Annotated in this window: 36 protein-coding genes and 1 riboswitch; of the genes, 14 read left to right on the top strand and 22 right to left on the bottom strand. The window is 63.1% G+C overall.

Annotation, left to right across the window (positions count from 1 at the left end):
* The first annotated feature begins 94 nt into the window (after positions 1-94).
* The 3 genes from FJ980_RS00410 to FJ980_RS00400 all read left to right on the top strand — a co-directional run bounded on the left by FJ980_RS00410 (position 95) and on the right by FJ980_RS00400 (position 1,743).
* Entirely contained in the window at positions 95-331 is a 237-nt protein-coding gene (locus tag FJ980_RS00410) for a hypothetical protein (protein ID WP_140540950.1), read from the top strand.
* Positions 332-546: 215 nt separating this feature from the next.
* On the top strand, positions 547-1,251 hold the full coding sequence (locus FJ980_RS00405; protein WP_140540948.1) for a lysozyme inhibitor LprI family protein: 705 nt from the start codon (positions 547-549) through the stop codon (positions 1,249-1,251).
* Positions 1,252-1,542: 291 nt separating this feature from the next.
* Complete coding sequence (locus FJ980_RS00400) at positions 1,543-1,743, top strand: hypothetical protein (protein ID WP_140540946.1); 201 nt, start codon at positions 1,543-1,545, stop codon at positions 1,741-1,743.
* Between the two features lie 95 nt (positions 1,744-1,838).
* On the opposite strand, the gene FJ980_RS00395 is transcribed toward FJ980_RS00400, so the two are convergent.
* From FJ980_RS00395 to FJ980_RS00370, 5 genes are all read right to left on the bottom strand, one after another.
* Positions 1,839-2,156 carry a hypothetical protein gene (locus FJ980_RS00395; protein WP_140540945.1) on the bottom strand — a complete coding sequence of 106 codons (318 nt, stop codon included), beginning with the start codon at positions 2,154-2,156 and terminating at the stop codon, positions 1,839-1,841.
* Positions 2,157-2,159: 3 nt separating this feature from the next.
* A complete protein-coding gene (locus FJ980_RS00390; RefSeq protein WP_095767194.1) occupies positions 2,160-2,609 on the bottom strand; it encodes a MucR family transcriptional regulator in 450 nt (149 codons plus the stop codon).
* A 356-nt stretch (positions 2,610-2,965) separates the two neighbouring features.
* On the bottom strand, positions 2,966-3,187 hold the full coding sequence (locus FJ980_RS00385; protein WP_246673600.1) for a hypothetical protein: 222 nt from the start codon (positions 3,185-3,187) through the stop codon (positions 2,966-2,968).
* Positions 3,168-4,286: a DMT family transporter gene (locus FJ980_RS00380; RefSeq protein WP_140540943.1), complete on the bottom strand. Its 1,119-nt coding sequence runs from the start codon at positions 4,284-4,286 to the stop codon at positions 3,168-3,170. The genes FJ980_RS00385 and FJ980_RS00380 overlap by 20 nt, the downstream gene beginning before the upstream one ends.
* The gene (locus FJ980_RS00370) at positions 4,286-5,113 is read right to left on the bottom strand and encodes a hypothetical protein (RefSeq protein ID WP_181181059.1); all 828 of its coding nucleotides are present in this window, start codon (positions 5,111-5,113) and stop codon (positions 4,286-4,288) included. The genes FJ980_RS00380 and FJ980_RS00370 overlap by 1 nt, the downstream gene beginning before the upstream one ends.
* 112 nt (positions 5,114-5,225) lie before the next feature.
* Between FJ980_RS00370 and FJ980_RS00365 the strand changes: the two genes are divergently transcribed.
* Positions 5,226-6,194, top strand: a complete 969-nt coding sequence (locus FJ980_RS00365; RefSeq protein WP_140540942.1) for a LysR substrate-binding domain-containing protein — start codon at positions 5,226-5,228, stop codon at positions 6,192-6,194.
* Between the two features lie 54 nt (positions 6,195-6,248).
* On the opposite strand, the gene FJ980_RS00360 is transcribed toward FJ980_RS00365, so the two are convergent.
* On the bottom strand, positions 6,249-6,929 hold the full coding sequence (locus FJ980_RS00360; RefSeq protein WP_140540941.1) for a hypothetical protein: 681 nt from the start codon (positions 6,927-6,929) through the stop codon (positions 6,249-6,251).
* Positions 6,930-7,185: 256 nt separating this feature from the next.
* Between FJ980_RS00360 and FJ980_RS00355 the strand changes: the two genes are divergently transcribed.
* Complete coding sequence (locus tag FJ980_RS00355) at positions 7,186-7,620, top strand: hypothetical protein (RefSeq protein ID WP_140540939.1); 435 nt, start codon at positions 7,186-7,188, stop codon at positions 7,618-7,620.
* 262 nt (positions 7,621-7,882) lie between these two features.
* On the opposite strand, the gene FJ980_RS00350 is transcribed toward FJ980_RS00355, so the two are convergent.
* The gene (locus FJ980_RS00350; RefSeq protein ID WP_140540938.1) at positions 7,883-8,065 is read right to left on the bottom strand and encodes a hypothetical protein; all 183 of its coding nucleotides are present in this window, start codon (positions 8,063-8,065) and stop codon (positions 7,883-7,885) included.
* Between the two features lie 134 nt (positions 8,066-8,199).
* Here FJ980_RS00350 and FJ980_RS34530 point away from each other — a divergent pair, with 134 nt between their 5' ends.
* The 3 genes from FJ980_RS34530 (at position 8,200) to FJ980_RS00340 (ending at position 11,077) form a co-directional block, all read left to right on the top strand.
* Entirely contained in the window at positions 8,200-8,367 is a 168-nt protein-coding gene (locus FJ980_RS34530; protein ID WP_181165039.1) for a hypothetical protein, read from the top strand.
* A 143-nt stretch (positions 8,368-8,510) separates the two neighbouring features.
* Positions 8,511-10,592 carry an ATP-dependent helicase gene (locus FJ980_RS00345; RefSeq protein ID WP_140540937.1) on the top strand — a complete coding sequence of 694 codons (2,082 nt, stop codon included), beginning with the start codon at positions 8,511-8,513 and terminating at the stop codon, positions 10,590-10,592.
* A 182-nt stretch (positions 10,593-10,774) separates the two neighbouring features.
* Entirely contained in the window at positions 10,775-11,077 is a 303-nt protein-coding gene (locus FJ980_RS00340; RefSeq protein WP_140540935.1) for a DUF982 domain-containing protein, read from the top strand.
* 63 nt (positions 11,078-11,140) lie between these two features.
* Here FJ980_RS00340 and FJ980_RS00335 read toward each other — a convergent pair whose 3' ends face one another.
* The gene (locus FJ980_RS00335) at positions 11,141-11,956 is read right to left on the bottom strand and encodes a sterol desaturase family protein (RefSeq protein ID WP_140540934.1); all 816 of its coding nucleotides are present in this window, start codon (positions 11,954-11,956) and stop codon (positions 11,141-11,143) included.
* Positions 11,957-12,198: 242 nt separating this feature from the next.
* On the opposite strand from FJ980_RS00335, the gene FJ980_RS00330 reads away from it, so the two are divergent.
* Positions 12,199-12,618 (top strand): hypothetical protein, encoded by a 420-nt coding sequence (locus FJ980_RS00330; RefSeq protein WP_140540932.1) that lies wholly within the window; start codon positions 12,199-12,201, stop codon positions 12,616-12,618.
* A gap of 124 nt (positions 12,619-12,742) precedes the next feature.
* On the opposite strand, the gene FJ980_RS00325 is transcribed toward FJ980_RS00330, so the two are convergent.
* From FJ980_RS00325 to FJ980_RS00315, 3 genes are all read right to left on the bottom strand, one after another.
* Entirely contained in the window at positions 12,743-13,528 is a 786-nt protein-coding gene (locus tag FJ980_RS00325) for a GGDEF domain-containing protein (protein ID WP_140540931.1), read from the bottom strand.
* A 379-nt stretch (positions 13,529-13,907) separates the two neighbouring features.
* A complete protein-coding gene (locus FJ980_RS00320; RefSeq protein ID WP_140540929.1) occupies positions 13,908-14,612 on the bottom strand; it encodes a hypothetical protein in 705 nt (234 codons plus the stop codon).
* A 209-nt stretch (positions 14,613-14,821) separates the two neighbouring features.
* Positions 14,822-15,331, bottom strand: a complete 510-nt coding sequence (locus tag FJ980_RS00315) for a DinB family protein (RefSeq protein ID WP_140540927.1) — start codon at positions 15,329-15,331, stop codon at positions 14,822-14,824.
* Positions 15,332-15,391: 60 nt separating this feature from the next.
* Between FJ980_RS00315 and FJ980_RS00310 the strand changes: the two genes are divergently transcribed.
* Both FJ980_RS00310 and FJ980_RS00305 read left to right on the top strand, forming a co-directional pair.
* Positions 15,392-16,084 (top strand): glutathione S-transferase family protein, encoded by a 693-nt coding sequence (locus FJ980_RS00310; RefSeq protein ID WP_140540925.1) that lies wholly within the window; start codon positions 15,392-15,394, stop codon positions 16,082-16,084.
* 16 nt (positions 16,085-16,100) lie between these two features.
* Positions 16,101-16,397 carry a DUF1905 domain-containing protein gene (locus tag FJ980_RS00305; RefSeq protein WP_140540923.1) on the top strand — a complete coding sequence of 99 codons (297 nt, stop codon included), beginning with the start codon at positions 16,101-16,103 and terminating at the stop codon, positions 16,395-16,397.
* A gap of 49 nt (positions 16,398-16,446) precedes the next feature.
* Here the strand turns inward: FJ980_RS00305 and FJ980_RS00300 are convergent, their stop codons facing one another.
* A complete protein-coding gene (locus tag FJ980_RS00300; protein WP_140540922.1) occupies positions 16,447-16,680 on the bottom strand; it encodes a hypothetical protein in 234 nt (77 codons plus the stop codon).
* A gap of 158 nt (positions 16,681-16,838) precedes the next feature.
* Between FJ980_RS00300 and ndk the strand changes: the two genes are divergently transcribed.
* The gene (gene ndk, locus FJ980_RS00295; RefSeq protein WP_027165590.1) at positions 16,839-17,261 is read left to right on the top strand and encodes a nucleoside-diphosphate kinase; all 423 of its coding nucleotides are present in this window, start codon (positions 16,839-16,841) and stop codon (positions 17,259-17,261) included.
* A 163-nt stretch (positions 17,262-17,424) separates the two neighbouring features.
* Positions 17,425-17,673 (top strand): hypothetical protein, encoded by a 249-nt coding sequence (locus FJ980_RS00290; protein ID WP_140540920.1) that lies wholly within the window; start codon positions 17,425-17,427, stop codon positions 17,671-17,673.
* On the opposite strand, the gene FJ980_RS00285 is transcribed toward FJ980_RS00290, so the two are convergent.
* The 10 genes from FJ980_RS00285 to FJ980_RS00235 form a co-directional block, all read right to left on the bottom strand.
* Positions 17,648-17,992: a DUF190 domain-containing protein gene (locus FJ980_RS00285; RefSeq protein ID WP_140540919.1), complete on the bottom strand. Its 345-nt coding sequence runs from the start codon at positions 17,990-17,992 to the stop codon at positions 17,648-17,650. The two genes, FJ980_RS00290 and FJ980_RS00285, sit on opposite strands and share 26 nt — an antisense overlap.
* A 34-nt stretch (positions 17,993-18,026) precedes the next feature.
* Complete coding sequence (gene crcB / locus FJ980_RS00280) at positions 18,027-18,449, bottom strand: fluoride efflux transporter CrcB (protein WP_140540917.1); 423 nt, start codon at positions 18,447-18,449, stop codon at positions 18,027-18,029.
* A 3-nt stretch (positions 18,450-18,452) separates the two neighbouring features.
* A complete protein-coding gene (crcB, locus tag FJ980_RS00275; RefSeq protein ID WP_140540915.1) occupies positions 18,453-18,908 on the bottom strand; it encodes a fluoride efflux transporter CrcB in 456 nt (151 codons plus the stop codon).
* Between the two features lie 98 nt (positions 18,909-19,006).
* Positions 19,007-19,069, bottom strand: a riboswitch (Fluoride riboswitch).
* Between the two features lie 220 nt (positions 19,070-19,289).
* Positions 19,290-19,559 carry a hypothetical protein gene (locus FJ980_RS00270; RefSeq protein ID WP_246676253.1) on the bottom strand — a complete coding sequence of 90 codons (270 nt, stop codon included), beginning with the start codon at positions 19,557-19,559 and terminating at the stop codon, positions 19,290-19,292.
* 181 nt (positions 19,560-19,740) lie between these two features.
* Positions 19,741-20,154, bottom strand: a complete 414-nt coding sequence (locus FJ980_RS00265; protein WP_140540913.1) for a YbaY family lipoprotein — start codon at positions 20,152-20,154, stop codon at positions 19,741-19,743.
* 134 nt (positions 20,155-20,288) lie between these two features.
* On the bottom strand, positions 20,289-20,768 hold the full coding sequence (locus FJ980_RS00260; RefSeq protein WP_140540911.1) for a molybdenum cofactor biosynthesis protein MoaE: 480 nt from the start codon (positions 20,766-20,768) through the stop codon (positions 20,289-20,291).
* Position 20,769: 1 nt separating this feature from the next.
* On the bottom strand, positions 20,770-21,027 hold the full coding sequence (gene moaD / locus FJ980_RS00255) for a molybdopterin converting factor subunit 1 (protein WP_095767047.1): 258 nt from the start codon (positions 21,025-21,027) through the stop codon (positions 20,770-20,772).
* 9 nt (positions 21,028-21,036) lie between these two features.
* Positions 21,037-21,633, bottom strand: a complete 597-nt coding sequence (gene pgsA / locus FJ980_RS00250) for a CDP-diacylglycerol--glycerol-3-phosphate 3-phosphatidyltransferase (RefSeq protein WP_040984724.1) — start codon at positions 21,631-21,633, stop codon at positions 21,037-21,039.
* Between the two features lie 513 nt (positions 21,634-22,146).
* On the bottom strand, positions 22,147-24,237 hold the full coding sequence (gene uvrC / locus FJ980_RS00240) for an excinuclease ABC subunit UvrC (RefSeq protein ID WP_140540907.1): 2,091 nt from the start codon (positions 24,235-24,237) through the stop codon (positions 22,147-22,149).
* Complete coding sequence (locus FJ980_RS00235; protein WP_140540905.1) at positions 24,234-24,998, bottom strand: SDR family oxidoreductase; 765 nt, start codon at positions 24,996-24,998, stop codon at positions 24,234-24,236. The genes uvrC and FJ980_RS00235 overlap by 4 nt, the downstream gene beginning before the upstream one ends.
* 413 nt (positions 24,999-25,411) lie before the next feature.
* On the opposite strand from FJ980_RS00235, the gene FJ980_RS00230 reads away from it, so the two are divergent.
* A complete protein-coding gene (locus FJ980_RS00230) occupies positions 25,412-26,059 on the top strand; it encodes an outer membrane protein (protein WP_140540903.1) in 648 nt (215 codons plus the stop codon).
* Positions 26,060-26,130: the final 71 nt, after the last annotated feature.

The following is a 26,130-nucleotide window of genomic DNA, read 5'->3' as shown; positions in this document are numbered from 1 at the left end:
GGCCCGGATGAGATCCGCCGCTCGCTGTCTTTGGCCGTTCAGCAAAAAACTCGAAGGACTGGAACCAGTTGCCGGCCGAAGCGTTTGGACGCCCGTGATCCGCTATCTCGCCCTGGCCTTCATCTTCTTCCAGGTCGCCACGACGACCGCGCTGGCGACGCAGGTGGTTCTGTTCGAAGACGAGACCGCTCACATTGCTCTCGCCGCTGAGCCCGCGAGCGGGCCGCAGGGCCAACCAACCTCTCCCCAAGCGGCCAAGATTGCGAACCGGCTGGAGGCGCGGGAGCCGGAACACCTGTTGATCCAAATCGATTCCGGACAAGCATCCTAGGCTTCGCCTATGATTGACGAAGAGGCTGGCGGACACGCCGCCTCTACCCTGCCGGGCTGTCTCCCCCTCAAGGAAAGATTGTTCGTTCCTCCGCTTTCGCCAATCACCGGTCACACTTTGCTTGCCACGTCACAGGTTTGGCGTTGATCGCCGCTGTTGTCTCAACCTATGCTGGCGCGAGCGGCGGGGTTCGGTTCAAGCAGAGGACAGATCAGATGTCAGCCAAGACCTCGCTCCTTTCGGCCTCGCTGGCGCTCGCGATTTTCGCAATCGTCGCCGGGCTGACCATGCTTCCCACCACCCCCGCGGCCGGTGCGGCAACCATCGACTGCGCGGCAGCGAAGACGCAGGCCGACCTTGCGACCTGCACGGCCGCGAATGCCGCTTCGGCGGACGCGGGGCTCAATGCAGTCTATAAGGGGCTGGCGGGACGTCTGGCTCCCGCCGACCTGAAGCGCCTGCGCGAGGCGCAGCGCGCCTGGATCGCATTCCGCGACAAGGAATGCGCCTTCCGCACCCAGCCCTATGCCGGTGGCTCGGTTTATGCGACCCTCGTCGAGACCTGCAAGCAGGACTTGACCAAGGCGCGGCTGGCGCAGTTGCAGCACCAGTTGCAATGTCCCGAAGGCGACCTCTCCTGCGTGCCGCAAAGCGGCGCCGCGCCTGCGACGGCTGACACGGCGTCTGCGAAACCCGCCCCTGCACAGGCAAGCCGGAATGACACACGGCCATGCGTGCAATCCGCCGGAAAGGCGAAGTCGGACGAGTATGTCTCGCAATGCGTCCAGGTGTCGCCGGCGACCAATCCGCCCTGCGACGGACAGAACGCGTGCGGCATGATGATCGACGAGATCAAGCGCGGCTGCGCCATGATCGGCAACGACAACCCGCCCGCCTTCTGTTCCGCCTACAAGAACTAAGCCGCACCCGACGTCGCTCCTGCCTGCCATGGCGATCAACATTCCCGGAGAAAGATCAACCCGTGGCAAGAAGACAACCGCAAGTTTGCCTCATGCTCAGTATTGATGCAGCAAGAGACGATACCACCAAAAAAGGCAGCGAAATCTTCTGGCCCAAGCATGATGCTTATCAAAAATTGATTTCAGTTTTTATCGCAAACCTGCGATCTTGCCGATGCGCCGTGAGTCGTGAGTTGGCGCCAACGATAACTTGGTCCAAGAAAACTTGGCTCTGGCATTTAGGAGCTCACGATGGGCGCGGCGATCAACGATCCACGCACGTTGCGATATATTGCGGAAATCACGCGCAAGCTGGCGAAAATGCTCTCGCGCACGCGCTACAACATGCTCGTCTATCTTCTTGAGATGACGGCGGTCGAGGCGGAAAGCCTGGCCAACGAGCAGGAGCCCAAGCGGGTCCGGCCGGCGGATCCGCCTCAGGTCCGCGGCTGAGCGCCTGCCGTAAGGCGGTCCAGAGCGTTTTACCGTTTCAAGGAAACGGTAAAACGCTCTATCTCCTTGTTTTGACGCAATTCCGGGCGGAAAGGCTACGGCGAAGTCGCCGAGCCTAACTGCTCACACTTTTCCTGGAATTGCTCAAGGACGGCGAGACATTCCAGCCTGTGCGCCTCGATTGCCGGCGGAGCGTCGCATTCGACGATGGCGCGCTCGAACCGGTCGAGCGCGTCCAGCGCCGCAAGCAGGTCGCCGGACGGCCTGCCCAGCGAAAACAGGATGCGCCGCGCCTTGACGCCATCAGCCGCATCCACTGAGCACTGCGCGGCGATCTCGCGGCGCAACGCGTCAAGTTCGGCCAGACGGTCGCGCCATAGCCATGGCGCGACATCATCCGTTGCGGGCAACATGCCTCAGGCCTTGGCCTTACGCTTGCCCTTGCTCCTGGCCGCGTCGCCGCCGGCCGGCTTGCGGCCGAGGCCGGAGGATTTGGCCAACGCCGAGCGGGTGGCCGAGTAGCTCGGCGCCACCATCGGATAGTCGGCGGGCAGGCCCCATTTCGCACGGTATTCGTCCGGCGTCAGGTTATGATCGGTCGCGAGGTGACGCTTCAACGACTTGAACTTCTTTCCGTCCTCCAGGCACACGATGTGGTCGGGGAAAACCGAGCGCTTCGGGTTGACCGCGGGCGTCTGCGCCACCGCCTCCTTGACAACGCTGCCGGTGGCGAGCCTACGCACCGACGCGCTTACGCTCGCGATCAGATCGGGCAGGCCGGAGGCAGGGAGCGGATTGTTGCCGACATAGGCCGAGACAATGTCGGCGGTCAGTTCGATTGCAGTCTTGTCGTCGATGTTGGACAATTTTTTCACCTTCTGCTGGCCCTCAAATCGCCAGCTCTTTTTTTAAGACTTTCGTCGGTGTATCGAATTGGACCTGTCCCCCAACGGACCGTCCAGAGTCAGTAAAGCTACGAGACTCAATACCCGGCGATGTTTCTACACGGACTGGAAACGCGCAAGTTAGGAATTCTAATAGCTATAGCGAACGCTTTATAGCACCGGCTGCCCGCCTGGATGCGTAAAAAGGGCTATAGCACTTCAACCTACGGTAGGAGTTGCTGAAAAATCGAAGTTCAGGCCAAGTTCCAGTACGGCAACGGCAATCCGCCCGCCGGATGCTCGACGATGCGCGATTCGGCCACTCCATGGCAAATCGCTCATCCGGCGGCGACACCACGCCTGAGCTCGGCAGGCGGCCTCTCCGCGAGGATCTCCAGCACGCGCTTCCAGCGCGCGCAGCGGCCAAAGTCCTTCTGCTCGATGGCCTTTTCGGCCTTCATGGCCGCATAGAGCGGCGCCTCCGCGCCAAACTCCCTGACCAGCCAGTGCGCCTCCTGCCTGGCGCGGCGTTCGTCCTCGTCAACGGCCATTTTGGACATTGTGCCTGCTCTCCGTACCTTCGATGCCGACAGCAAGGCAGCTGCCAATGACGAGGACGGCGCCGGCAACCGCCGTCATCGACAGGCTTTCGCCCGAGAGCGTCAGCAGAAACGTGGAAGCGATCGGCGTCAGATAGGCGACGACCGCTATCCTGCCGCCATGGTCGAGCTTTGCCGCGCGCGACCAGAAATAATAGCCGAGCCCCATCGGGCCGGCGCCGAGATAGAGGCCGAGCAGAAGATGTGCGCCGCTCGGACGGACGACGCCATCATGCAGGCACCAGGCAAAGGTGAGCGCGACACCGATCAGCGCCGAAGGCAGGAGCAGCCGCTCGGGCGACACGGCGAGGCGGCCGACAGCGAGCGAGTAGAAGGCCATGCAGAGCGCGGAGCCGAAAGCGGCGAGATAGCCGACGAGGCTGCCGCCTTCGAACCATGCCCTGTTGGACCAAAAATGCGCGCGGCCGCCGGAGATCACCAGCGCCACGCCGACGAAACCAAGCGCCGCCGCCAGCCCGAGCAGCAGCGGACGCCGCGGCCTGCCAAGCAGGATGACCGCCGCGGCGGTCATCAGCGGCCAAGTATAGGCGACAAGGTTCGCCTCGATGACCGGCGCCGAGGCGAAGCCGATATATTGCAGGACCATCGTGCCGACCAGGCCGACGAAGCCAACGAGATAGGCGAGCGCGGACGTCCCTTTCTCCCCTTGTGGGAGAAGGTGGATCGGCGCGAAGCGCCGAGACGGATGAGGGGTGTTGGAAGGAACTCCGGCGTCGGCGATCCGTCCAGCACCCCTCATCCGACCGAGCTTCGCTCGGCCACCTTCCCCCACAAGGGGGGAAGGAGAAGGGCTCGTCAGCCGGATCAGCGCGAAAACCATCGCCGCGCCGCAAAATTGCAGGAACTGCACCTGCGACACCGGATAGACGGCAAGCAAAGTCTTGCCGACCAGGGCGTTGGTCGCCCACAGCGCCACGGCGCCGAGGGCGAAGGCAAGCGCCGCGCCGAGGGCGCCGGAACGGCTTTGGCTTTCCGGCCCGACCGGCCCGAGGCTCAGCGACACTGAAGGCGGCTGACACTCGACCGGATCGTCGGTCATTACCAAGACTCCCTCGCCCCGCCGGAAACCGCCTCGGGCTGCGGCACGGGATGTTCCTCGGCATGGCGGCGGTAGGCGGGCAGTTGGTTGGTCCAGACATCCTCGGCCAGCTCGTTCACCCAGGCACGGTCATGGTCGTTGTCGGCGGCGAGGTAGAACATGCGGTTGTCGTCGACATAGGGTTTGGCGGCCGAGCGCTGGTTGAGCACCAGCGTGACGCGCTCGCCGAGCTGGATCGGCGCGGTGCGGTGGAGCACGCCGAGGAACTGGCCGAGCGTGGCGTAGTTCATCTTGTGGTCGATGCGCATGATCTTGTTGCGCGGCAGCTCGCGGCCGGATTCGAGAATCGAGCGGCCGGTCTCGGAATCGTCGCAGTAGATTTCCAGATGACCGCCGATGAGAGGATCGCTGATCGACAGCGGAATGAGCTCCGTCACCGGAACGCCGTCGCAATGCCATTCCACCGCGCCATCCCTTGGATTCATGAAGGTGACGGTCGAGCCGACGATCGACAGCGGATAGGGCTCGAGCCTGGTTCCCATCATGTCGGACAGTCTTTCCAGGCGCAGCTTGTCATGCAAAAGCTGCTTGATTTCCGGAATATAGCGGTCAGCACCAGTGATGAAGGTGAGGTCGAGGTGCTTGTGCACGGCATGGCTGGCCTTCAGCTTCAGGGCGGCTTCCTCGATGGCGGCAAGCAGAGCGGGGTCGTACCCGTGGCGATATTGGGCGACGCCGAAGCCCGACACTTTCCAGGAGGTCTCATGACCAATGATCGCCTCGCGGCTCATTGCGCAGCGCAGTTCGGGAATTGTATGGGCGTTCATTCTACTTTCTCCAAGAAGGGGGCAACACTTGGTTAGCAGTCATTTAAACGTTTACCCCTGTAAATTTAGGAATGCTGATGGTAGCGTAAGCGCAGCTTAAGGTCGAAACCCCGTGCGACTGCTCAGTCAGGTCAATCTCAATTCGCTGAAAATCGTGGAGAGCGCCGCGAGGCACAGGAATTTCACGCGCGCCGGCGAAGAGCAGTTCATCACCGCTTCCGCCGTCAGCCAGCGCGTCAAGAGCCTGGAGGATCAGCTTCGCTTCAAGATTTTCGAGCGCGGCGGCAATGCCGTATCGCTGACGCCAGAGGGCGAGACCTATGTGGCGCGCGTGCGCGAGGCGCTGGAGCGGATCGTGGCGGCCAGCATGGAGGCTACCGGCCAGTCGCAGGCGCATGTGCTGCGGATCTGCGTGCTGCCGACCTTTGCCGCGCGCTGGCTGTTTCCCAGGCTGACGGCCTTCCAGCGCCAATATCCCGACATCGAGATGCGGGTGGCGACCTCCTACGCCACGCATGAATTCTCGACCTCGGAATACGATCTCGAGATCCGATATGGCGACGGCAACTTCCCCGGCCTCGCCTCGGAGCTGCTGTTCAAGGAAGACCTGACGCCGGTCTGCAGCCGCAAGCTCTTCCACGAGGTGCTGGGCGACAAGCCGTTGTCGAAGGTGACGCCGGAAGACCTGCGCTACTTCACGCTGCTGCACTCCGAAACCTGCACGCAAAACTGGCAGTCGTGGCTGGGCTTTGCCGGCGCGAGCTTCGTGCTTGGCGAGACCAGGAGCGTTTATTTCGACAGCTGCATGATGTCCTACGAGGCGGCCAATGCCGGGATGGGCTTTGCCGTCGCCAATCGCGCCTATATGGCAAGCGACATCCACGCCGAACGGCTGGTGGCCCCCTTCGCGGTCCACCATCCCAACACGGCGGGCTGGTATCTCGTCAGCCCGATCAAGGCGCTGGGCGCGCGCAAGGTGCAGCTTTTCAAGCAGTGGATCATGGCCGAAGCAGCGCTGACGCAGCGCCAGCTGGACGTCGAGATCGAGAGCGTGCCAGTGCGGCGCGTGGCGATGGCGTGAAGAGCAAGCGTCGCGCGGCCTCATCGACCGGAATGCATGCCAAGACCTTCGTGTTCAGTCACCCAATCCCCTGACGTCATCAACGTCAACAGTGTATTTGGATAGAAATCCAGCCACGGCTTCGCAACTTTTGACGTAGTCGCCAAAATAGTTTGATTTTGGCATATTAATTCTAACATTCCACCCCTTATAGTGCATATAAACCACGCACCGTTTTTCAAACCCATCGTTTTTGTCACATGCTTGTATTTTTGACTTCTTCATGCCAGAGAATTCGCCTATTTCGTCCTCACGTATACATTGGTATGTCTTCGAAAATGTGTAGCCGACTATACTATTTCTCAATGAGATATAGAAACCATTCGTGGTGTTTTCTCGCTGATTTGATAAAACAGACGGAGAGAAATCCCCATTGATTCCAATTGTTGCAGCCATATCGACAAAATACTGCTGGTGACCTGCGCCGCCTATGTTTCCGTTTCCGCCGAGTTCAGACCAAATAAAGGCTCTGGGAATTTTCAGATGCCACTCGCTCATGGGCGCCAACGGAATATCATCATTCCGTCTGTCGTATTTGAGGACCACCTCGTATGGCTGCATGCTCCTCGAAGGAGATGCCGCATAACCAGGCAGGATCGAATGTGACAATCTCATGAACCCGCTTATCACCCAGCCGCCAAGACCAAGCAGCGCCACAAACCCAAGCATGGTTAGCAAGATAGCGGATCTTTTCATGGATGACTCGCCCCAACACCTTTACATACGAAATCAGCCGTAAGAATTCCAAGCGCCTTCTTTTTTGACATTAGACGCTTCTTACGGAATGGACTACAATTATATCACGGTCTCTTTTCTACTTTGCATAGCAATAGTCATATGCGGCGGCCGGTGAAATATTTCGATCGATGGCTTTTACATTTTTAGATTTATTTTGCCAACCGTGTTGACTGCCAGCAAAGGTGCTCGGAGCCGAAATAGTTGAAGGTGGGTCATGGCCAAGACAATGATGGCGCAGCGCCGGCTTGACAACGAGATCGCCGGTGCGGCGAGTGGCGCGTATATGAGGGGGCTGGCTTTTCAGCTACCAGGATTCCCGCGAATCCGTTTCGATTCCTCTGGTCGCCAATATTCGGCCGCCGGCGTCGATCGCCACTTCGCGAAGATAGTGTTTCGGCTTTGGCGCTTTCTCGATGAGGTAGCTGATCTGCACCACCGACACGCCGTCCTCATACAGCCGTACGGGAAACCGCAGCCATTCATGGCCGGAATGCCTGACGATGCAGCAGCCAGGATTGCTTCCTATCAATTCGTCGGCGGAGGCGTAGACGATCGTCCCAAGGTTCAATTTTACCGCGTTGGCGGCCGCGATCGAGATGAGTTCGCGATCGCTGAGGCGATTCTGAAAATTGTAGACGACCGTCCATAGGATCAGCGCTCCGACGACAAGGGCGGCGAGAAGGAGACGTCCAAATGCCCGCGAAGGTGGACCTCGGCAGAATTTCAGGATTTTCCGGTGATTTCTTCGGCGCTGCATAGCCGGCTAGCGTGATCGCACCATGACGCCACGTCGAGACTCAGCTATGTTGGATTGTGCGGCGGGCCTGATTTTCCCGCTTGGCCGGCGCTACCCAGCTTCCTCCCAAGCAGCGCCGGCCTTCTTCGTTTCGGCCCGACGGCCGGCCCTGGCGCTATTGCTTCGGCGGGGTGCCCGGCTGATCGCCGCCGGTGGTCGATTTCGGCACAGGGTTCTTGTCGACCTGCGGGTTCTGGTTGACTTCATCGCCCGGCGCCTTGGTGGGCGGCACGCTGTTGTCGCAGGCGGCGAGCACGAGCCCTGCCGCAAGAGCCAGCAGCACAGGAAGCTTCGTCATGACGACCTCCTCTCGTTCGCTCCTTTGAGGGGCAAACGGGGCGGTGGCGGTTTGGTTGCGTTGACCGGCGGGAACCAACCGATCCGAGTCCGGTTGGAATCCCGAGCCAATCGAACGCAACGAGGAAACTGATTATGGTCCGCCTTCTGCTTGCCGGGCTTTTTGCCTACACCGCCTATCGCGTTGCCGTGAGGATCATCGACGAGGTGCCTGGAGATGTCGCGCCGCTGGATATGCCGGGCGACGAGAGGCGCAATTTGCGGCGCCAGTCGGCGGCGATGGGGGTCGAGCCGAAGCGGTAGCGGCTCTTTCGGATGGGAATAGCCCTTCCGGTGAAGCGTGGATGCCTCGCAGCCCTGTCCGGCCGCTTCGCGGCCACCTCTTCCCCCCTCGCGCGGGCCGAGGAAATTATTGCGAACAAAGCAGAAACGATGCTTGATGGGCGATGAACATCGCCGCTCGTGATTCGTCCTTCGAGGCGCCCGCCTATCTTGGCCGGCTGAACGACAAGCAGCGGCTGGCGGTGATGCATGGCGACGGCAAGGTGGCGGCGCCGCTGCTGGTGATCGCCGGCGCCGGTTCCGGCAAGACCAACACCCTGGCGCACCGCGTCGCCCATCTCATCGTCAAGGGCGCCGATCCACGCCGCATTCTGTTGATGACCTTCTCGCGCCGCGCGGCGGCCGAGATGGCCAAGCGCGTCGAGCGCATTGCCGGCGAGGTGCTGGGCCGCGACGCGGCAATCATCGCCGACGCGCTGGCCTGGGCCGGCACGTTTCATGGCATCGGCGCGCGACTGCTGCGCGACTATGCCGAGCAGATCGGCCTCGACCCGGCCTTCACCATCCATGACCGCGAGGATTCGGCCGACCTGATGAACCTTGCCCGGCACGAGCTGGGATTCTCGAAGACCGAAAGCCGCTTTCCCACCAAAGGCACCTGCCTGCAGATCTATTCGCGGGCGGTGAATGCGCAGGTGCCGCTCGGCGAGGTGCTGGGCTCCGCCTTCTCATGGTGCGCGGCATGGGCCGAACAGCTGAAAGAGCTGTTCGCGGCCTACGTGGAGGCCAAGCAGGCGCAGAACGTTCTCGATTACGACGACCTGCTGCTCTACTGGGCGCAGATGGCGGCCGAGCCGGAGATCGCGGCGCATCTCGGCGGCCGCTTCGATCATGTGCTGGTCGACGAATACCAGGACACCAACCGGCTGCAGGCCTCGATCCTTCTGGCGCTGAAGCCGGACGGCGCGGGGCTGACCGTGGTGGGCGACGACGCGCAGTCGATCTATTCCTTCCGCGCGGCCGAAGTGCGCAACATCCTCGATTTCCCAAAGCAGTTCGCGCAAGCAGCTGCGGTCATCATGCTGGAGCGCAACTACCGCTCGACCGAGACGATCCTGGCCGCCGCCAACACGGTGATCGGCGAGGCCAGCGAGCGCTTCACCAAGAACCTGTGGACCGAGCGCCGGTCGTCGCACAAGCCGCAACTGGTCAGCGTGCGCGACGAGGCCGAGCAGGCCAACTATGTGTGCCAGACGATCCTGGCCGAGCGCGAGGCCGGCACGGCGCTGAAGGCGCAGGCGGTGCTGTTCCGCACTTCGAGCCATAGCGGACCGCTGGAGGTGGAGCTGACGCGCCGCAACATCCCCTTCGTCAAGTTCGGCGGGCTGAAATTCCTCGATGCCGCGCATGTCAAGGACATGCTGGCGATGCTGCGCTTTGCCGAGAACCCGCGCGACCGCGTCGCCGGTTTTCGCGTGCTGCAGCTTATGCCGGGCATCGGCCCTTCCGCCGCCTCGCAGATCGTCGACGCCATGGCGTCGTCGCTGGACGAGACGCTGGGCCTCGCCCGGTTCCGGCCGCCGCAGCGCGCCGCGCAGGACTGGCCGGTCTTCCTCGACATCTATGGCGGCTTACGCGCCGGCGCCAAATGGCCGGCCGATCTCGAGCGGATCAGGCTGTGGTACGAGCCGCATCTGGAGCGCATCCATGAGGACGCGATCACGCGCCGGGCCGATCTCCTCCAGCTTGAGCAGATCGCATCGACGTATCCGTCGCGCGAGCGCTTCCTGACCGAGCTAACCCTCGATCCGCCCGACGCCACAAGCGACCAGGCCGGGCCGCCGCATCGCGACGAGGATTATCTCATCCTGTCGACCATCCATTCGGCCAAGGGCCAGGAATGGAAGAACGTCTTCGTGCTCAACAGCGTTGACGGCTGCATCCCGGCCGATCTCGGCGTCGGTACCAAGGAGGACATCGAGGAGGAGCGACGCCTGCTCTATGTGGCGATGACCCGGGCCAAGGACAGCCTGCATCTCGTGGTGCCGCAGCGCTTTTATCCGCACAACCAGGCGGCGCGCGGCGACCGCCACGTCTATGCCTCGCGCACGCGCTTCATCCCGGCCTCGATGCTTTCGGCCTTCGAGCAGTCGTCCTGGGCGAGCGCCGCGCTCAAGGACGACCCGCGCCAGCGGCCGGGCGTCAAGGTCGATCTCGGCGCCCGCATGCGCGGCATGTGGAAATAGGCTGCCTGGCCGTTCCAGCGACTGCAAGACGAAGAATCGGATTTGTCTCCGCGTCAGCGGGGGGCACGCCATCCTTGAGAAAACAGCGGCATGCGTGGAACCTCCCGCCGCGAGCCGCGTTGTGTGGCGTCCCTCCCCAGACAGGAGGCTCGCCGCCTCCGCAGCCAACTGACGAGGTCCAAATGCACGACAGGACGTTCTTCACTCCGGTCGCCCTCAGCGTCGGCGCCGGCCACAAGCGCATGATCGCCTCGCTGTTCGAGATGCATGACTTCCTGACCGAGTTCCCGCCGTCGCGCCGCCGCCTCAGCTATGGCGCCGCGGTGAAGGCCTGCGAGGCCGCGCGGAGTGGAGAAATCCCGGTCGAGGCCGCGCGCGATGCGCTGATCACCTTCGCGGTGACGGCAGGCATCTTGTGGCCTTCGGAGCAGCCGGTCGTCTCGGTCAAGCCGGTGGCGCGCGGCTATGGCGGCTTCGCCGCCTGAATTTTACGACAGAAGACCGCCCTCCCGGAAAGCCCGCCCTCGGTGGCGGGTTTTTCCGTGCCGTCATTCCGGCTTGGCGGCCGCCGGCGAGGCTTCTGCGATCGGCGCGACCGGCTCGGCCGCCGCGACGAAGGGATAGACGAGCTGCTGGTGATAGAGCTGCGGCACCGGCTCGTCGGTGCCGTATTTTTCCGGCATATGCTGCGGCATGAACAAGGTGCCGCCGATCAGATCGAGGACGGGCAACTGTCCGGCGAAGTTCTTGTCATAGGCCTGGCGTTCGTTGGCATGATGCCAGTGATGAAACTGCGGCGAGGCAATCAGCCATCTCAGCGGCCCGAACTTGATGCGGGTGTTGGAGTGGATGAATACCGACTGCCAATGATAGATCAGCACGTAGATGAGAACCGCTTCGCCGGAAAAACCCAGGGCGAAGAGCGGCAGGAACGAAGCCGACTTGGTCAGGATCTGGTCCACCGGGTGCACGCGGTGGCCGGCCAGCCAGTCCATCTCCTCGATCGAGTGATGGATGGCGTGAAAACGCCACAGGAACGGCACCGCGTGAAAGGCGCGATGGGCAAGGTAGAAGCCTATATCGGCGATGAGCAGGGCCTCGATCGTCTGCAGCCATAAAGGCTGCGACTGGACGGCGGCCGAAAGCGCCTCTGGAACGACGCGCGGGACCACCAGCATCGCAGCGCCGATCACCAGCAACAGGCCGAACTTGATGACGATGCCGTTGAAGAGCAGATAGAAGACGTCGTTCAGCCAATGCCGGCGCGCGGCCGATTGCTCGGCATGCAGCGGCAGGAGCTGCTCGAGCGGAATGAAGATAAGGGCGATGACCAGCACCGCCTTGTAGTCGATGAGATCGAACACGGTCGCTCGCGGATCGGCTGAGGCCAGTCTCCGACACTAGCCGCCAAAGAATGAACGGACCGTTGCTGGCATGCGCGGCGCTGCGAAATCGCGTGAAAACTTTTCGGCGGCTGCGTGAAACACCACACGGACGGTTGCCGTTCACCATGCCAGTTGCGGACGCGCTTTAGGTCTTTGTTTTGATGCATGTCGTTGTCCCGGAACCGTTGCACACTTCCGGGCGACATGCATCGGGAGGGCGGATGTTTCTCGATCGCGAGCGTTTCAAGCCGGCGGCCGAAATGCGGCTCGGCCGGGACAAGTCGTCGATCCGAGTGATGATAACCGATCCGAAGGCCTGCGAACTCGGCGAAGCCGTCTATGCCTGGGTCACCGCCGACGGCCGGGCGGTCAGGATCGGCACCTGCGGCGCCTCGGCGGGCAAGCGCCTGCTTTCCTATCCCGGCTACATCAATCGCAGCCTCACGGGCCGCGGCGGCGCGACGCCCAAATGGGAAGCGCTGAAGTGGCTGAACCTGCTCGCCGAACACGGCATGCTGATGGCGGTGGTGCATCAGCCGGAGCCGACCCCGACCGCGGCGGGCCTGATCAGGCCCTATCTCGATGTCGAGCGCCAGTTGATCCGCCAGCACAGGCCGTTGCTCAACCGCAGCCACCGTTGACCTCGGCTTCCGTTGGAATTGATTTAGAGCAATTCCAGGAAAAGTGTGAGCGGTTTTCCGCCCGGAATTGCGTCGACACAAGGAGATAGGGCATTTCGCCGTTTCCGTGAAACGGTGAAATGCTCTAGTGGACGGTGCCGGCGGCATCGCCCGCCGGCCCGCCGCGCGGAATCTCGAAGCTCACCTGGTCGCGGCCATTGGACTTGGCCTTGTAGAGATGGCGGTCGGCGACCTGGAACATGTCATGATAGGTGGTCGGACCGCTGAAGGCGGTACCGCCGATGCTCACGGAAAGCGGCCAGGGCCGCCCGCCGGGCGCAAACTCGGCCTCGCGGATGCGGCGCCTGATGGATTCGGCGACCAGAAAGGAGCGTGCGGCGTCGGCGCCGGGCAGGAAGACCGCGAATTCCTCGCCGCCGATGCGTCCGACAATGTCGGCGCCGTGCAGTTGCCCCTTGATCGTCGCGGCGATCAACCTCAGCGCCTGGTCGCCGCAATCGTGACCGAGGCGGTCGTTGATCGACTTGAAGTGATCGGCATCGACAATCAGAAAGGCGCCGGCGTCGGCGACCGTTTGGCCGCGCGCCCGCTCGAGATAGGCCTCGACCAGCATCGAGAAGGCACCGCGATTGAAGACCGCCGTCAGGCTGTCGGTCGCGGCAATGACGCCGAGTTCCTTCTGCGTGATGGCCAGCTGGCGCATCTTCCACATCAGAAAGAAAAGGAACGAGCCGCCAAGGATCAGCGGCAGGAAAAGGTCCGTGAGTTGCGCCCAAAGCAGCGCCTGTGGCGACAGCGAGGGGAAATTGAAGGAATCGACGAAGAACGCGGCGGCAATGAAAAAGGCGGTGCCGGCGGCGGTGACCAGCACGACCCTGCCCCAGCTTGTCGGGGACAAATCGATGCGCATGCCTCTGCTCCCGTTATGTCAGGCCATCATGCCGCGAGGAAGGCAAACGAACCGCTAATATAAGCCTCGTCCCCGAAGTTTGGTTAATTTTCTCGCTCAGCGTCGAACGTGGAACGGCATGCGGTCCGGCTCGATCTCCAGGCATCATAAAGCCCACCACGGATGCGGCGGGCTTCCCGACTGGCCGGAAGTTCTCGTCAGCAAAAATGGGCGTGGCGCTCCTCGTGGGGCAAAGCGATGGCCGCATAGTATTGCCCGGCTGCAACCGGTCGGTTGTCGAGCGGGAGAACGATATCGGCTTTCAATGCAAGCCCGGCACCCGCACCGACGACGCGAAGCAACCGGCAGGCCCGCCTCACGGCGGGCTCTGTCATTTCCTTTAACGGGCGGTCGAGCTGCCCAAACCACCCACGGTGCCACCGGTGCCACCGGCCGACGTATTGCCGGTACCCATGGTGGAGCCGGCGGCCGAGCCACCGATGCCGGCGTTGAAGCCGCCGGAGCCGCCCACCGTGCCAGTGCCGCCGGCGCCGCCCGTCGCACCAAACGAAGTACCAGTATTGGTGATGATTGTGCCTGTGGCACCACCAATCGAGCCGCTGGTGCCGGCATTCAAGCCGCCAACGCCGCCACCAACGGAGCCGGTACCGACGACGCCACCGGTCGCACCGAGCGAGGTGCCGGTAGTTGTACCCGTGGCACCGCCAATCGAGCCGCTAGTGCCGGCGTTCAAGCCGCCGCCCACCGTGCCGGTGCCGCCGGCAACGCCGGTCGCACCGAACGAGGTGCCGATGCCGGTGGTCGTGCCCGCGACGCCCCCGATCGAGCCAGTAGTGCCGGCGTCGAAGCCGCCGGTGCCGCCCACGCCGACGCCGCCGATGCTGCTGCCAAAGCCCGTGCCGAAACCGGTTGAGCCGCCCATCGAGGAGCCCGTGCCGGTGCTCGCGCCGCCCGGGCTACCCGCCGCGACGCCAGTGTTGCCAATACCAAAGCCGATGTCGAGACCGGCGGCATGCGCCGGCACGGCGAGAATGGCGATGCCGCCGACCAATGTGCCGGCGATTTTTTCTACGATACCATTCATGGCATTCTCCTTCGTTGCCACTTTTTTTCGCACTGCATCTCCGGACTGCCGGGTCCGTGCGCATGCCTGTGCGAGAGGGAATGAAGGGAATACGAACGGGCTCGATCAGGGTTCCATTTTTTCAAGGAAAAATTCGCTGATATGCGCGTCTTCCTTGATGGTTGGGTTTGATCGACAATCGGCCCGCGGAAAGCTGGACGGTGCAGCGCTCAGGCGTAGGCGCGACCTTCCTCGGAGCGCTGGAACAGCGCCAGGTCGAGCGACACCGAGGGCCGGCCGAGCACCGTGAGCACCATATGCGCCTGGCCGCGGTGGTGGGTCTGGTGGTTGAAGAAATGGCCGAGCGCCGGCGAAAGGCGCTGCGAGACGGTGCGCATGTCGACGGTCATGTAGGAGAAACGGCCGGCGAGCGTCTTGTCGCCCATCCCGCCTACCCAATCGACGATCCTCCTGTCCTCGGCCTCGCGCGCCAACCTCAAGGCCGGCAAGGCGTGGTAGAGCATGGCGGCGGTGTTCGAAGGCGCGTCGCCCTCGCCGGTGAAGCGCTTCATCCAGACGCGGTCGACGGCGAGCAGATGGTTGAGCGTGCCGAGCATCGAGCCGAAGACGGCGCCGACGTCGCGACCGAGCTCGTCTTCGCCAAGATCGGCGGCGGCATCATAGAGACGGCCATTGGCCCATTGATTGTAGGCCGCAAACATCATGAAATGCTGCTTCATTCTTCCCACCCGGGTTACGCGAATCCGGGCCCTTCGTAACCCGCAGCAACGGACCCGCCAATGACCATTCTACTCTATGACCTCGTCGGCCATGACGTCGCCCGCCCGTTCAGCCCGCATTGCTGGAAGACCAAGATGGCACTGGCGCATAAGGGACTTGCCGCCACCAACGTGCCGACGCGCTTCCTGGAGGTGCCGAAAGTCGAAGGCGGCGTGTCGAAGACGGTGCCGGTGATCCGCGACGGCGAGCGGGTTGTCGCCGATTCCTTCGCCATCGCGCTCTATCTCGACGAAGCCTATCCGGAACGGCCGACGCTGTTTTCCGGCGAAGGCGGCAAGGCGATGGCGCGCTTCATCGAGCGCTGGTCGCAGCTCACCATACACCCCTACATCGCGACGGTGGCGCTGACCGATCTGCATGCGATGCAGGACGAACCGAATGCGGCCTATTTCCGCGACAATCGCGAGCAGCGCTATGGCAAGCGCCTGGAAGATGTCGTGGCCAACCGCGATGCCGGGCTCCCGGCCTTCCTCGCCGCGCTGGAGCCGCTGCGCTCGACGCTCGCCTACCAGCCTTTCATCGGTGGCGAGGCGCCGCTGTTTGCCGATTACATCGTGTTCGGGGCGCTGCAATGGGGCCGCATCGCCTCGCCTTTCCGGCTGCTCGACGACGGCGACAGCATCGTCCGCTGGTTCGAGCGCTGTCTCGACCTGCATGGCGGGATCGGCCGGCAGGTCGCGGCGGCGGCGTGAAGTGTTGGGGGCTGGCATGTTGCGCTATGAGATGCGAGCCGAGATTTGGGTCTACCCCGGCAAGGGCGGCTGGCATTTCGTGACACTACCGGTGGAGTTCGCAGCACGGATCAAGGCGGCGATGGCGGGGCTGGCGCGCCCTTGGGGCTCGCTCGGCATCACGGCGGCGATCGGCAAGACCAGGTGGCAAACATCGCTCTTTCCCGACAAGGCGTCCGGCAGCCTTCTGTTGCCGGTCAAGGCCTCGGTGCGCCAGCGCGAAGGTCTCAAGGCAGGGGATTCGCCGACGCTGACCATTGAGGTCGAGCTTTAGATCAGAGCCGACTGAAGCCGACCGGTCAAAATCCCTGTGCAGTGCCAGTCTACTTTGACCTGTCCTTGTCGCGCGCGTCTCCGTTCGGCGCATTGCCGTCGGCCAGCCTCACGCAGATCGGATCGCCCTGTTCCATGCGCACGCATTGCCATTCCGGGCCGAAGCCGAAATTCTGCTCTGCGCGCTGCGGGAAGAACAGCAGCGCGAAGGCAGCCACGGCAAGAACCACGGCCATGAAGACAATGCCCGCCATGTCGCCGCGCCTGAGGTAGGGCCAGTTCATTCGCCTCAGCTCCAAGCTGCGTCCAGCGCGTTCGCAGCCGTCCAATTATCCCGCAATGCGCTCGCCTTGACCAGAAGCCGCCTCCCCTTGGCAAGCCGCCGGGCGGCTTGTATAGAGCCCGCCACTCCAATTTCCATTCCCACAACAAGGACGACCCTATGGCGATCGAACGCACCTTCTCCATGATCAAGCCGGACGCGACCAGGCGCAACCTGACGGGCGCCATCACCAAAATGCTGGAAGACGCCGGCCTGCGCGTCATCGCATCGCGCCGCGTGTGGATGAGCCGCCGCGAGGCGGAAGGGTTCTACGCCGTCCACAAGGATCGCCCGTTCTTCGGCGAGCTGGTGGAATTCATGTCGTCGGCGCCGACCATCGTGCAGGTGCTGGAGGGCGAGAACGCCATCGCCAAGAACCGCGAAGTGATGGGCGCCACCAATCCGGCCAACGCCGCCGAGGGCACCATCCGCAAGGTGCACGCGCTGTCGATCGGCGAGAATTCGGTGCATGGCTCGGACGCGCCCGAAACCGCCGCGCAGGAGATCAAGTACTGGTTCTCGGACACCGAGATCGTCGGCTGAGGCGCAAGCTCGAGTTTCACGGAACGGCCCGCTCCAGCGGGCCGTTTTTTGTTTTTGAAACGGGTGGTCACATTCGCCGCCTGCCCTAGGTTCAGCGAAATTGGCAACAAAGTAGCGCTCGGCGGCTGTGAGCCGCGCTTCCGCCGAACCGTGGGAGGGAGGCATGATCAAGCCTCATGTTTCTGAAAGTGGCCTTGCCTATCCGGACGACCTCGCCCTGTTGAAGCGCATCTATGACGAGGTCTGCGAGGAGCGCGGCATCGTCTTAGGCAGTTCCGAGGCGTCGGAACTGGCGATAGAGGCAATGAGACTGTTTTCCGCCGGTGTCTTCGATGAAGTGACGATCGGCCGCCGTCTCCGAGGCGGTGACGGGGAGACCGGGGAGTTCAGTCGCCGTCGCCGTAGCGGATGACTTCCACCTTCTCCCGGGTGATCAGGCAGCTCTTGGTCTTGGTCAGCGCCTTGATCTCGGGGATCAGCACATCGATCTTCTCCGGCGCGTCGACGATCTCGACGACGATGGGCAAATCCTGCGACAGGCGCAGGATCTTGGCGGTGTGGAGCACGCTGGAGCGGCCGAAGCCGAGCGGGCCTCTCAAAACCGTGGCGCCGGCCATGCCGGTCTCGCGCGCCTTGATGACGATCGCTTCATGCAGCGGCTTGCCGTCGGCCGCCCTGTCATCCTCGCCGAAGAATATCCTGAGCAGCGCGCATTGCGCGGGAAGTTCCATGTTCTCTTCTCCCTGATCACCTGTGTTGGCTCGATCACCTGTCGATTGGCAAGCGGTTGAGCCTGGACGCCATGAGATAGCCCAGCCACGCGGCGGCGAGCGACAGGCCGACCACACTGATGAGATAGGTCGCGGCCAGCGGCAAGTCGCGCTCGAACAGCAGAGTGAAGGTGTCGAGGCTCATCGCTGAAAACGTGGTGAGGCCGCCGCAGAAGCCCGCCATGACGAAATTGCGACTGGCGGGACCGACCATCATGCGGCCGTCCGGCCCGGTGAGCGTGGCGAAAACCACGATGATCCACGAGCCGACGACATTGACGAGAGCGGTCGACCACAGCGCGTTCAGGCCGAGCAGCGAGACGATGACATAGCCCGACAGGAAGCGGGCCAGCGAGCCGATCGCCGCGCCGCAGCCGACCGCCAGATAAAGCCGCATTGCCATCTGTCTGTCCACCATCGCTCAGCCCATAGCTGCGGTGGTTGAACCAACCACCCAGGTGGTTGAACCAACCACCCCGGTGGTTGACTCAGCCACCCAGACCACCGCCCAAAAGCCGAGCGCGACGAACAGCACGCACAGCACCGACGACGCGACGACGTTGAAGGCGGCGAGCCGCCCCTCGCCGTCGACCGCGAGGTTGACCGTCTGCAGGCAGAAGGACGACACCGTGGTGTAGCCGCCGAACAGGCCGACGACGATCAGGTCGCGCACGAGATCGCTGGCGAAGACGCCGCCGACCGAGCGTGCCGCGCCGGCGAAGGCGCCGATGGCCAGGGCGCCGGAAACATTGACCAACAACGTGCCCCAGGGAAAGGTCTCGCCGATGGAACGGCCGACCACGCCGGAGAGGAAAAAGCGGGAAATGCCGCCGAAGAAACCGCCGATCAGGACCAGGGCGCAAGCCGCAAGGGTCATAGCTTCAATGCCTTTCCAAACGCGATCCCAAACCGGAATCACCTCACAAGAACAGGCACGAAGCGGAGCGGAAAAACAAATCCTGCCGCGCAAGAGCACGCCTGGCAGGAGTCATCAGCCCATAAGGGCGGTTTCGGGGGAACCCCATCCCCATTTTCGAGGGAACCTAGGCGGTTGCAACAGCGCGGTCAATTGCGACGTGCTTGAATGACGGACAGAACCGTTGAGACGGTCAGGCCAGCCAGAGCATGATGCCGAAAGCATGGAGCGGTTTTCGGACGACATCATGCTCTGTTGTTTTCGACGCAATTCCGGACGGAAAACCGCGCCCCGTTTTTCCCGGAATGCTCATAAAACCCGCCGGCCCCCGGCGGGCAGACGTCATTTGGCTTGACGGTCTTTCACATTCGCATGGGCGTTCGCTGCCTCTGTATCGGTAGACGGCGTCTTCGTCTCCTCACCGGTGAACGGACTGCCCTGTCCAGGCGCAAGGTCGCCGCTGTGGCCGGCCTTGTTGGTCTGGAACGGCTGGCTGTCTGGGCTGAGGCCATGCTGCTCGGCATTGAACAGATGGTCGTCCGCCCGGGCAATGCCGGCAAAGGCAATCAGCGATACACTCGCGGCTGCGAGGATGAGCATGCGCTTTTTCATGTCTGGTCTCCTTTGAGTGGCCAGATCGAGCCCGCGCATTCGGTCTGGCGGCTTAAGTGAAGGGACATTGTCCCTTTGCCTGCCCGCCATCTGCATAAGTCAACGCCCGGCGTTGCCGGTTTATTCCGGAGAAAACGGTGTCCAGGCACAAAAGTTGCGCGGTCGGGCTCGGCGCACGACGTCAGCGCGCCATTTTTAGCAGAACCGTCTGAGGCTTGCCCGCCAGCGGATCGACCGGATGACTTGTACCGGTAACGAACATCAGCCGTTCGCCAACGGTGATACGCGCCTGCAGCGTATAGGTCCGGCCCTTCTGGATCGCCTTGGGATCGAAACCGATGTCGAACCTGATCGGCACCTGGCCGGTGGGCGCTATCCTGCGCTTGGCGATCACGATTGCCGGCGCATCGGCCAGCGAAACATCGGCGAGCTCGACCACGAGCACGGCGTCGGGCGGCAGCGCGATGCGCTCACGATAGGTCACCTCGCCCGCGATCGTCCTTTCGCCGGCATGGGTCGCTTCCGGCACGGCGAGCGCGCCGACGACCAATGGCACCAGCCCGAAGATGAAGAATTCCGCGATCCGGTCCAGCATGAGATTGCTCCGCCAAGCAAATCAAACCAATCGACAGGCTTGGGAAGGATTGCGGTCGTTCGGTGGCCGAACGGGAGTTTTTTCTGGTGCATGTCGTTGCCCCAGAACCGCTGCACACTTCTGGGCGACATGCATCATTCGCCCTGTCTCTTCCAGCGCTCCGCCGCGTGATCGTCAGCCTCCTTGGCCTCGACCCAGCCGCCCTCGGAGCCGTCGGCGCGGTGTTCCTTCTTCCAGAAGGGCGCACGCGACTTCAGGTAATCCATCAGGAAATTCGCCGCCTCGAAGGCGGCCTGGCGGTGCGACGAGGCCGCGACCACCAGCACGATATTCTCGCCCGGCGCTATCTTGCCGTGGCGGTGGATGACGGTGAGCCCCTGCAGCGGCCAGCGCCCGGCGGCCTCGGTGGCGATGCGGCCGATCTCGGCCTCCGCCATGCCGGGATAGTGCTCGAGCTCGAGCGCCGAGAGCGCGCCCTGCTCGTCACGGCAAAGGCCGGAAAAAGTGACCACGGCGCCGATATCCGTGCGTCCCCCGGTCAGGCCGGCGATCTCGGCGGCGACGTCGAAATCCTCGCGCTGGATGCGGATGGCGGGCACGATCGCGCCGGCCATGTCAGCCCCCGGTCATCGGCGGAAACAGGGCGATCTCGCGCGCGCCTTCGATCTTCTCGCGATGGCCGACATGTTCCTGGTTGATGGCGACGCGGATGACGTCTGGGTATTGCAGCGCGTTTTCATACTCCTCGCCGCGCGACTTCAGCCAGCGCAGCAGATCGGCTACCGTCTCGATACCGGCAGGCAAGTCGACGTCCTCTTCCGGCTTGCCGATCCGCTCGCGCACCCAGGCGAAATAGATGAGTTTCGTCGACATCCGCGCTTCCTACTCGTCCATGATGTGCTTGAGGCCGGCGCGGAAATAGTCGTAGCCGGTGTAGAGCGTGACAAGTGCCGCGACCCACAGCAGCACGAGGCCGATCTGCGTGGTCAGCGGAAAGATCTTGTCGCCGGCGGGGCCGACCAGCAGGAAGGCGATGGCGACCATCTGTATGGTGGTCTTCCACTTGGCGAGCTGGGTCACCGGCACCGACACCTTCAAGGCGGCCAGATATTCGCGCAGGCCCGAGACCAGGATCTCGCGGCACAGGATGATGATTGCCGCCCATAGCGACCAGCCGGCGATGCCGCCATGGCGGTCGGTGTCGGCGGCAAGCAGCAGCAGGCAGGTGGCGACCAGCAATTTGTCGGCTATCGGGTCGAGCATCTTGCCGATGTTGGAAGTCTGCTGCCAGGCGCGCGCGAAATAGCCGTCAAAGTAATCGGTGATCGAGGCAAGCAGGAAAATGACCAGCGCCGACCAGCGGGCGAAGTCGGACGACTTCAGGTGGCCTTCAAGGAAAAAGCACAGCACGACCAGCGGCACCGCGACGATGCGGGCATAGGTAAGGATGTTCGGCAGGTTGAACGCGCGCTGTGCCATGTCGTCTCGGGAAATCTCCACCGCCAGACGTACTCAAATCAGAAGCCAATGTAGGGGGTCAACAGCCGAGATTCGATTGACCAGGGAAAAATGGCGTGAAGGTCGGCGTGAAGCACCTCGCTCTGGCCTGGGCATCCCACGTCAGACGCAGAGATTGGCAACTTCGATGTATACTCTTCTTGCACGGATGTAAGCTTTTCTTGCAACGTTGGGGACTGGCGAAGCCCAGGCAACTTCGTCATCCACGGGCCGAGCGGCAGCGAAGCGGACGCGCAGACCCGAGGATCCATTCCGTGACCTCGCGCGAAGGGCGCAACGGAGCAGAACGGAGGTTTTCTGAACCGCTGCAACGCGTAGAGGTAACGGAATGGATTCCAGGGTCTGCGCCGCGTCGCTGCGCTCCTTGCTCCGCCCTGGAATGACGACGTGGTGGGCGTTTGAGCTAATCGCCAAGGTGCAACATCCCTCACCACACGGACGCCTTGGTCAACCTTCCGTGCTCGCGACCAGCCCTCAGCTCTCGTGGAAGTGATTGTAGACCAGCTTCGCCACGTGCTCTGAAATGCCGTCGACCTTGACAAGGTCCTCGACTGCGGCGCGGCTGACCGCCTTGGCAGTGCCGAAGGCGTGGAGCAGCGCGCGCTTGCGGCCGGGACCGATGCCGGCGATCTCGTCGAGCGGGCTTTTGACCATCTCCTTCTTGCGGCGGGCGCGGTGCGAGCCGATGGCGAAACGGTGCACCTCGTCGCGCAGGCGTTGGACGAAATAGAGCACCGGATCGCGCACCGGCAGCATGAAAGAGTCCCTGCCCTTGACGAAGAAGCGCTCGCGGCCGGCGTCGCGGTCCGGGCCCTTGGCGATACCGATGGCCACCACCCTGTCCTCGACGCCGAGATCGGCAAGAATCTGGCGCACGGCCGTCATCTGGCCCTGGCCGCCGTCGATCAGGATGACGTCGGGCCAGGCCGGGAATCCCCCATTGCCGGCGACCAGATCCTCCTCGCCGGCTTCGTCCTCGACGGCCGAGCCGGGCTGGACGTCGCCATGCTCCTTGAGCAGCCGCGAAAAGCGCCGCTGCATCACCTCGCGCATCATGCCGAAATCGTCGCCCGGCGTGATCTCGGTGGAGCGGATGTTGAATTTCCGGTACTGGTTCTTCACGAAACCTTCCGGTCCGGCGACGACCATGGCGCCGACCGCGTTGGTACCCATGATGTGCGAGTTGTCGTAGACCTCGATGCGCACCGGCGGCTTTGCCAGGCCGAAGGTCTCGGCGAAGCCGGCGAGCAGCCGCGCCTGCGTCGAGGTCTCGGCCAACCTGCGGCCAAGCGCCTCCCGCGCGTTCTGCAGCGCGTGGTCAGTCAGCTCCTTCTTCTCGCCGCGCTGCGGCACAGAGATGGATATCTTGCGGCCGGCATGGGTCGCGAGCGCCTCCGCGAGCAGTTCCTGTTCCTGCGCGGCCTGCGACAGAAGCAGCATGCGCGCCGGCAATTTGTCGTCATAGAATTGCGCCAGGAACGAGCCCAGCACCTCCGCCGGCTCCAGCGCCGGATCGGCCTTGGGGAAATAGGCGCGGTTGCCCCAGTTCTGACCGGTGCGGAAGAAGAACACCTGGATGCAGGTCTGGCCGCCCTCCTGGTGGATGGCGAAGACGTCGGCCTCCTCGACCGTCTGCGGGTTGATGCCCTGATGTGCCTGGACATGCGAGAGCGCCGCAAGCCGGTCGCGGTAGATGGCGGCGCGCTCGAAATCGAGCTCTTCGGAGGCCTGCTGCATGGCGGCCGAGATTTCGGTCTTCACCTTCTGGCTGCGGCCGGAGAGGAAGTCCTTGGCCTCGGCGACCAGTTCGGCATAGCCCTGATGCGAGATCTCGCCGGTGCAGGGCCCGGCGCAGCGCTTGATCTGGTAGAGCAGGCACGGCCTTGTGCGGTTCTCGTAGAAGGAATTGGTGCAGCTTCGAAGCAGGAAGGCGCGCTGCAGCGAATTGATGGTGCGCCCGACGGCGCCGGCGGAAGCGAAGGGGCCGAAATAGTCGCCCTTTCGCGAGCGCGCGCCGCGATGCTTGTAGATGCCTGGCGAGACATGATCACCGGTCAAGAGGATATAGGGGAAGGACTTGTCGTCCCGCATCAGCACGTTGAAACGGGGCCGCAGCCGCTTGATGAGGTTGGCCTCGAGCAGCAGGGCCTCGATCTCGGTACGGGTGACGACGAATTCCATCGTCGCCGTCTCGCGCACCATGCGTCCGATGCGGGCGGTGTGGAAGCGCCCCTGCGCGTAATTGGTGACGCGCTTCTTCAGGCTGCGCGCCTTGCCGACATAGAGCACGTCGCCGGCGGCGTTCATCATGCGATAGACGCCGGGCTGGTTGGGCAGCCGCTTGACCAGGGTCTGGATCACCTCTGCGCCGACCATGCCGTCGGCGTCGCCGGCGTGCGGCGTCCAGTCGATGGCCGTGAAGGCGACCTCGGGGCCGGACGGCAAAGGCTCGGCCTCGACGATCTCCTCCGCCGCCTCGTCCTCAACGTCGATTTCGGGATCGATATCGGGCGGCAGATCGTCGGCGGCGCCGTTTCGTTTGTCTCTTTGGGCTGCGGGACTCATTCCACCATGCCTGTCACATCGGGCGTCTGCCACGCAAGATGCTGGCCGCCATCGAGCGCGATCATCTGGCCGGTCACCGAGCGTGCCTGCCACAGATAGCGGATCGTGGCGCCGAATTCGGGCAATTGCGGGCCGCGCTTCAGGATCAGGCCCTCGATCTGGCTTTCGAAATCATCGTCATCCTGGCGCTTGTTCTTCAGTGTCGGGCCAGGACCTATGGCGTTGACGCGGATGCGCGGTCCGAGCGCCTGTGCAAGCATTTGCGTTTGCGTCCACAGAGCCGATTTCGACAGCGCATAGGAGAAATAGCGCGGCGTCGGCCGCCAGACGCGCTGGTCGACGATGTTGACGATCAGCCCCTCCCCGTCTTGCGGCAGCGAGCGGGCAAAGTTCTGCGCCAAAAGCGCCGGCGCCTTCACATGGATGGCGAAGTGGCGGTCCCAGGCCTGCCAGTCGAAATCCTCGACGCGATCGTCGACAAACAACGAAGCGTTGTTGACCAGCAGCATGACGGGTCCGAGCGCCGCCTGCGCGCGACCGACAAGGTCACCCACGGCATCCATGTCGGTGAGGTCGGCGGCGACCACGGCGGCGCGGCCGCCCTCGGCCACGATCTTCTTCGCCAGCGCCTCGGCCTCGTTGCCGGAGCGATTGGCGTGGATGGCGACGGCGAAGCCGTTGGCGGCCAGATCCTCGACGATCGCCTTGCCGATCCGCCTTGCTCCACCCGTCACCAGCGCGACGGTCGTGGCTTGTCTCATGGTGTCAATCCTCAATCGGCTTCACGATTCCGGGAAGCCGGCACAATGTGACGGGCCAAGCGTTAAATGCCATTTCCACCTGGGGCAGGAATGTGGCGAAGCGGCCCGGACGCACTTCCGCCTCATCGGATTCGGGGCGCCGTTCCCGGCAATATATGTCGGCGGACCCCTTGAACCAAGCGGTGTGCAGCGCAACATGATTAGCCTGCTGACATTCGCTGTTGCGAAGATGCAACGTCAACTTTCGGCCTTATTCGCGCCGGGGAATGACCCAAGTTCAGGTTCGCTTCAGCCGCATTTCAGCACGACATTTGGAACCGTTGAGCGCCAAGCCCGTTTATCCCCCCGGACGGGCCGGGGCGTTTCATGAACAAAAAAGCCTACGTGTCTTGTGGCTTAAGGAGAGTATAACAATGAAGACCAATTTCAAATTCGCGCCGCTTGCCGCTGCGCTCGGGCTGTTCGCCTTTGGTGGCACTGCCTTTGCGGCCGACGTCGTTTCCGAAGAGCCGCCGGCTCCCGCTCCGGTTGCCGAGCTTCCGGTCGCTTCCTGGGCCGGCCCCTATGCCGGTATCAATCTCGGCTACGGCTTCGGCGGCCATGTGAAGGCCCCGGGCGTTGACGCCAAGACCAAGGGTTTCATCGGTGGCGTTTTCGGCGGCTACAACTGGCAGCAGGAGAACTTCGTGTACGGTGCTGAAGCCGACCTCGGCTATAACGGCACCAAGGGCTCGGATAACGGCCTTTCCGCTAAGTCCGGCATCGAGGGTTCGCTGCGCGCTCGCCTCGGCTATGCCGTGACCCCGGAAATCCTGCTCTACGGCACGGGCGGTCTCGCTGCCAAGAACCAGAAGATCGATGACAGTGTCACCGGCGTAAACGACAGCAAGGCCATGCTCGGCTGGACCGCCGGCGCCGGCACCGACATCAAGATCACGGACAACGTGTTCGGCCGCGTCGAATACCGCTACACCGACTACGGCAGCAAGAACTTCGGTGCCACTGGCAAGGTCAAGTCTTCGGACAACCGCGTCACCTTCGGCGTCGGTATGAAGTTCTAAGTCGTAGAAGCCACGACACGGAAAAGCCGGGCCTTGCGCCCGGCTTTTTTTGTGTTTGCAAGCCTGTCCTC

It is taken from the genome of Mesorhizobium sp. B1-1-5 (assembly GCF_006443065.1).
Classification (GTDB): Bacteria; Pseudomonadota; Alphaproteobacteria; order Rhizobiales; family Rhizobiaceae; genus Mesorhizobium.
This window is presented reverse-complemented; position numbering and strand designations above follow the sequence as displayed.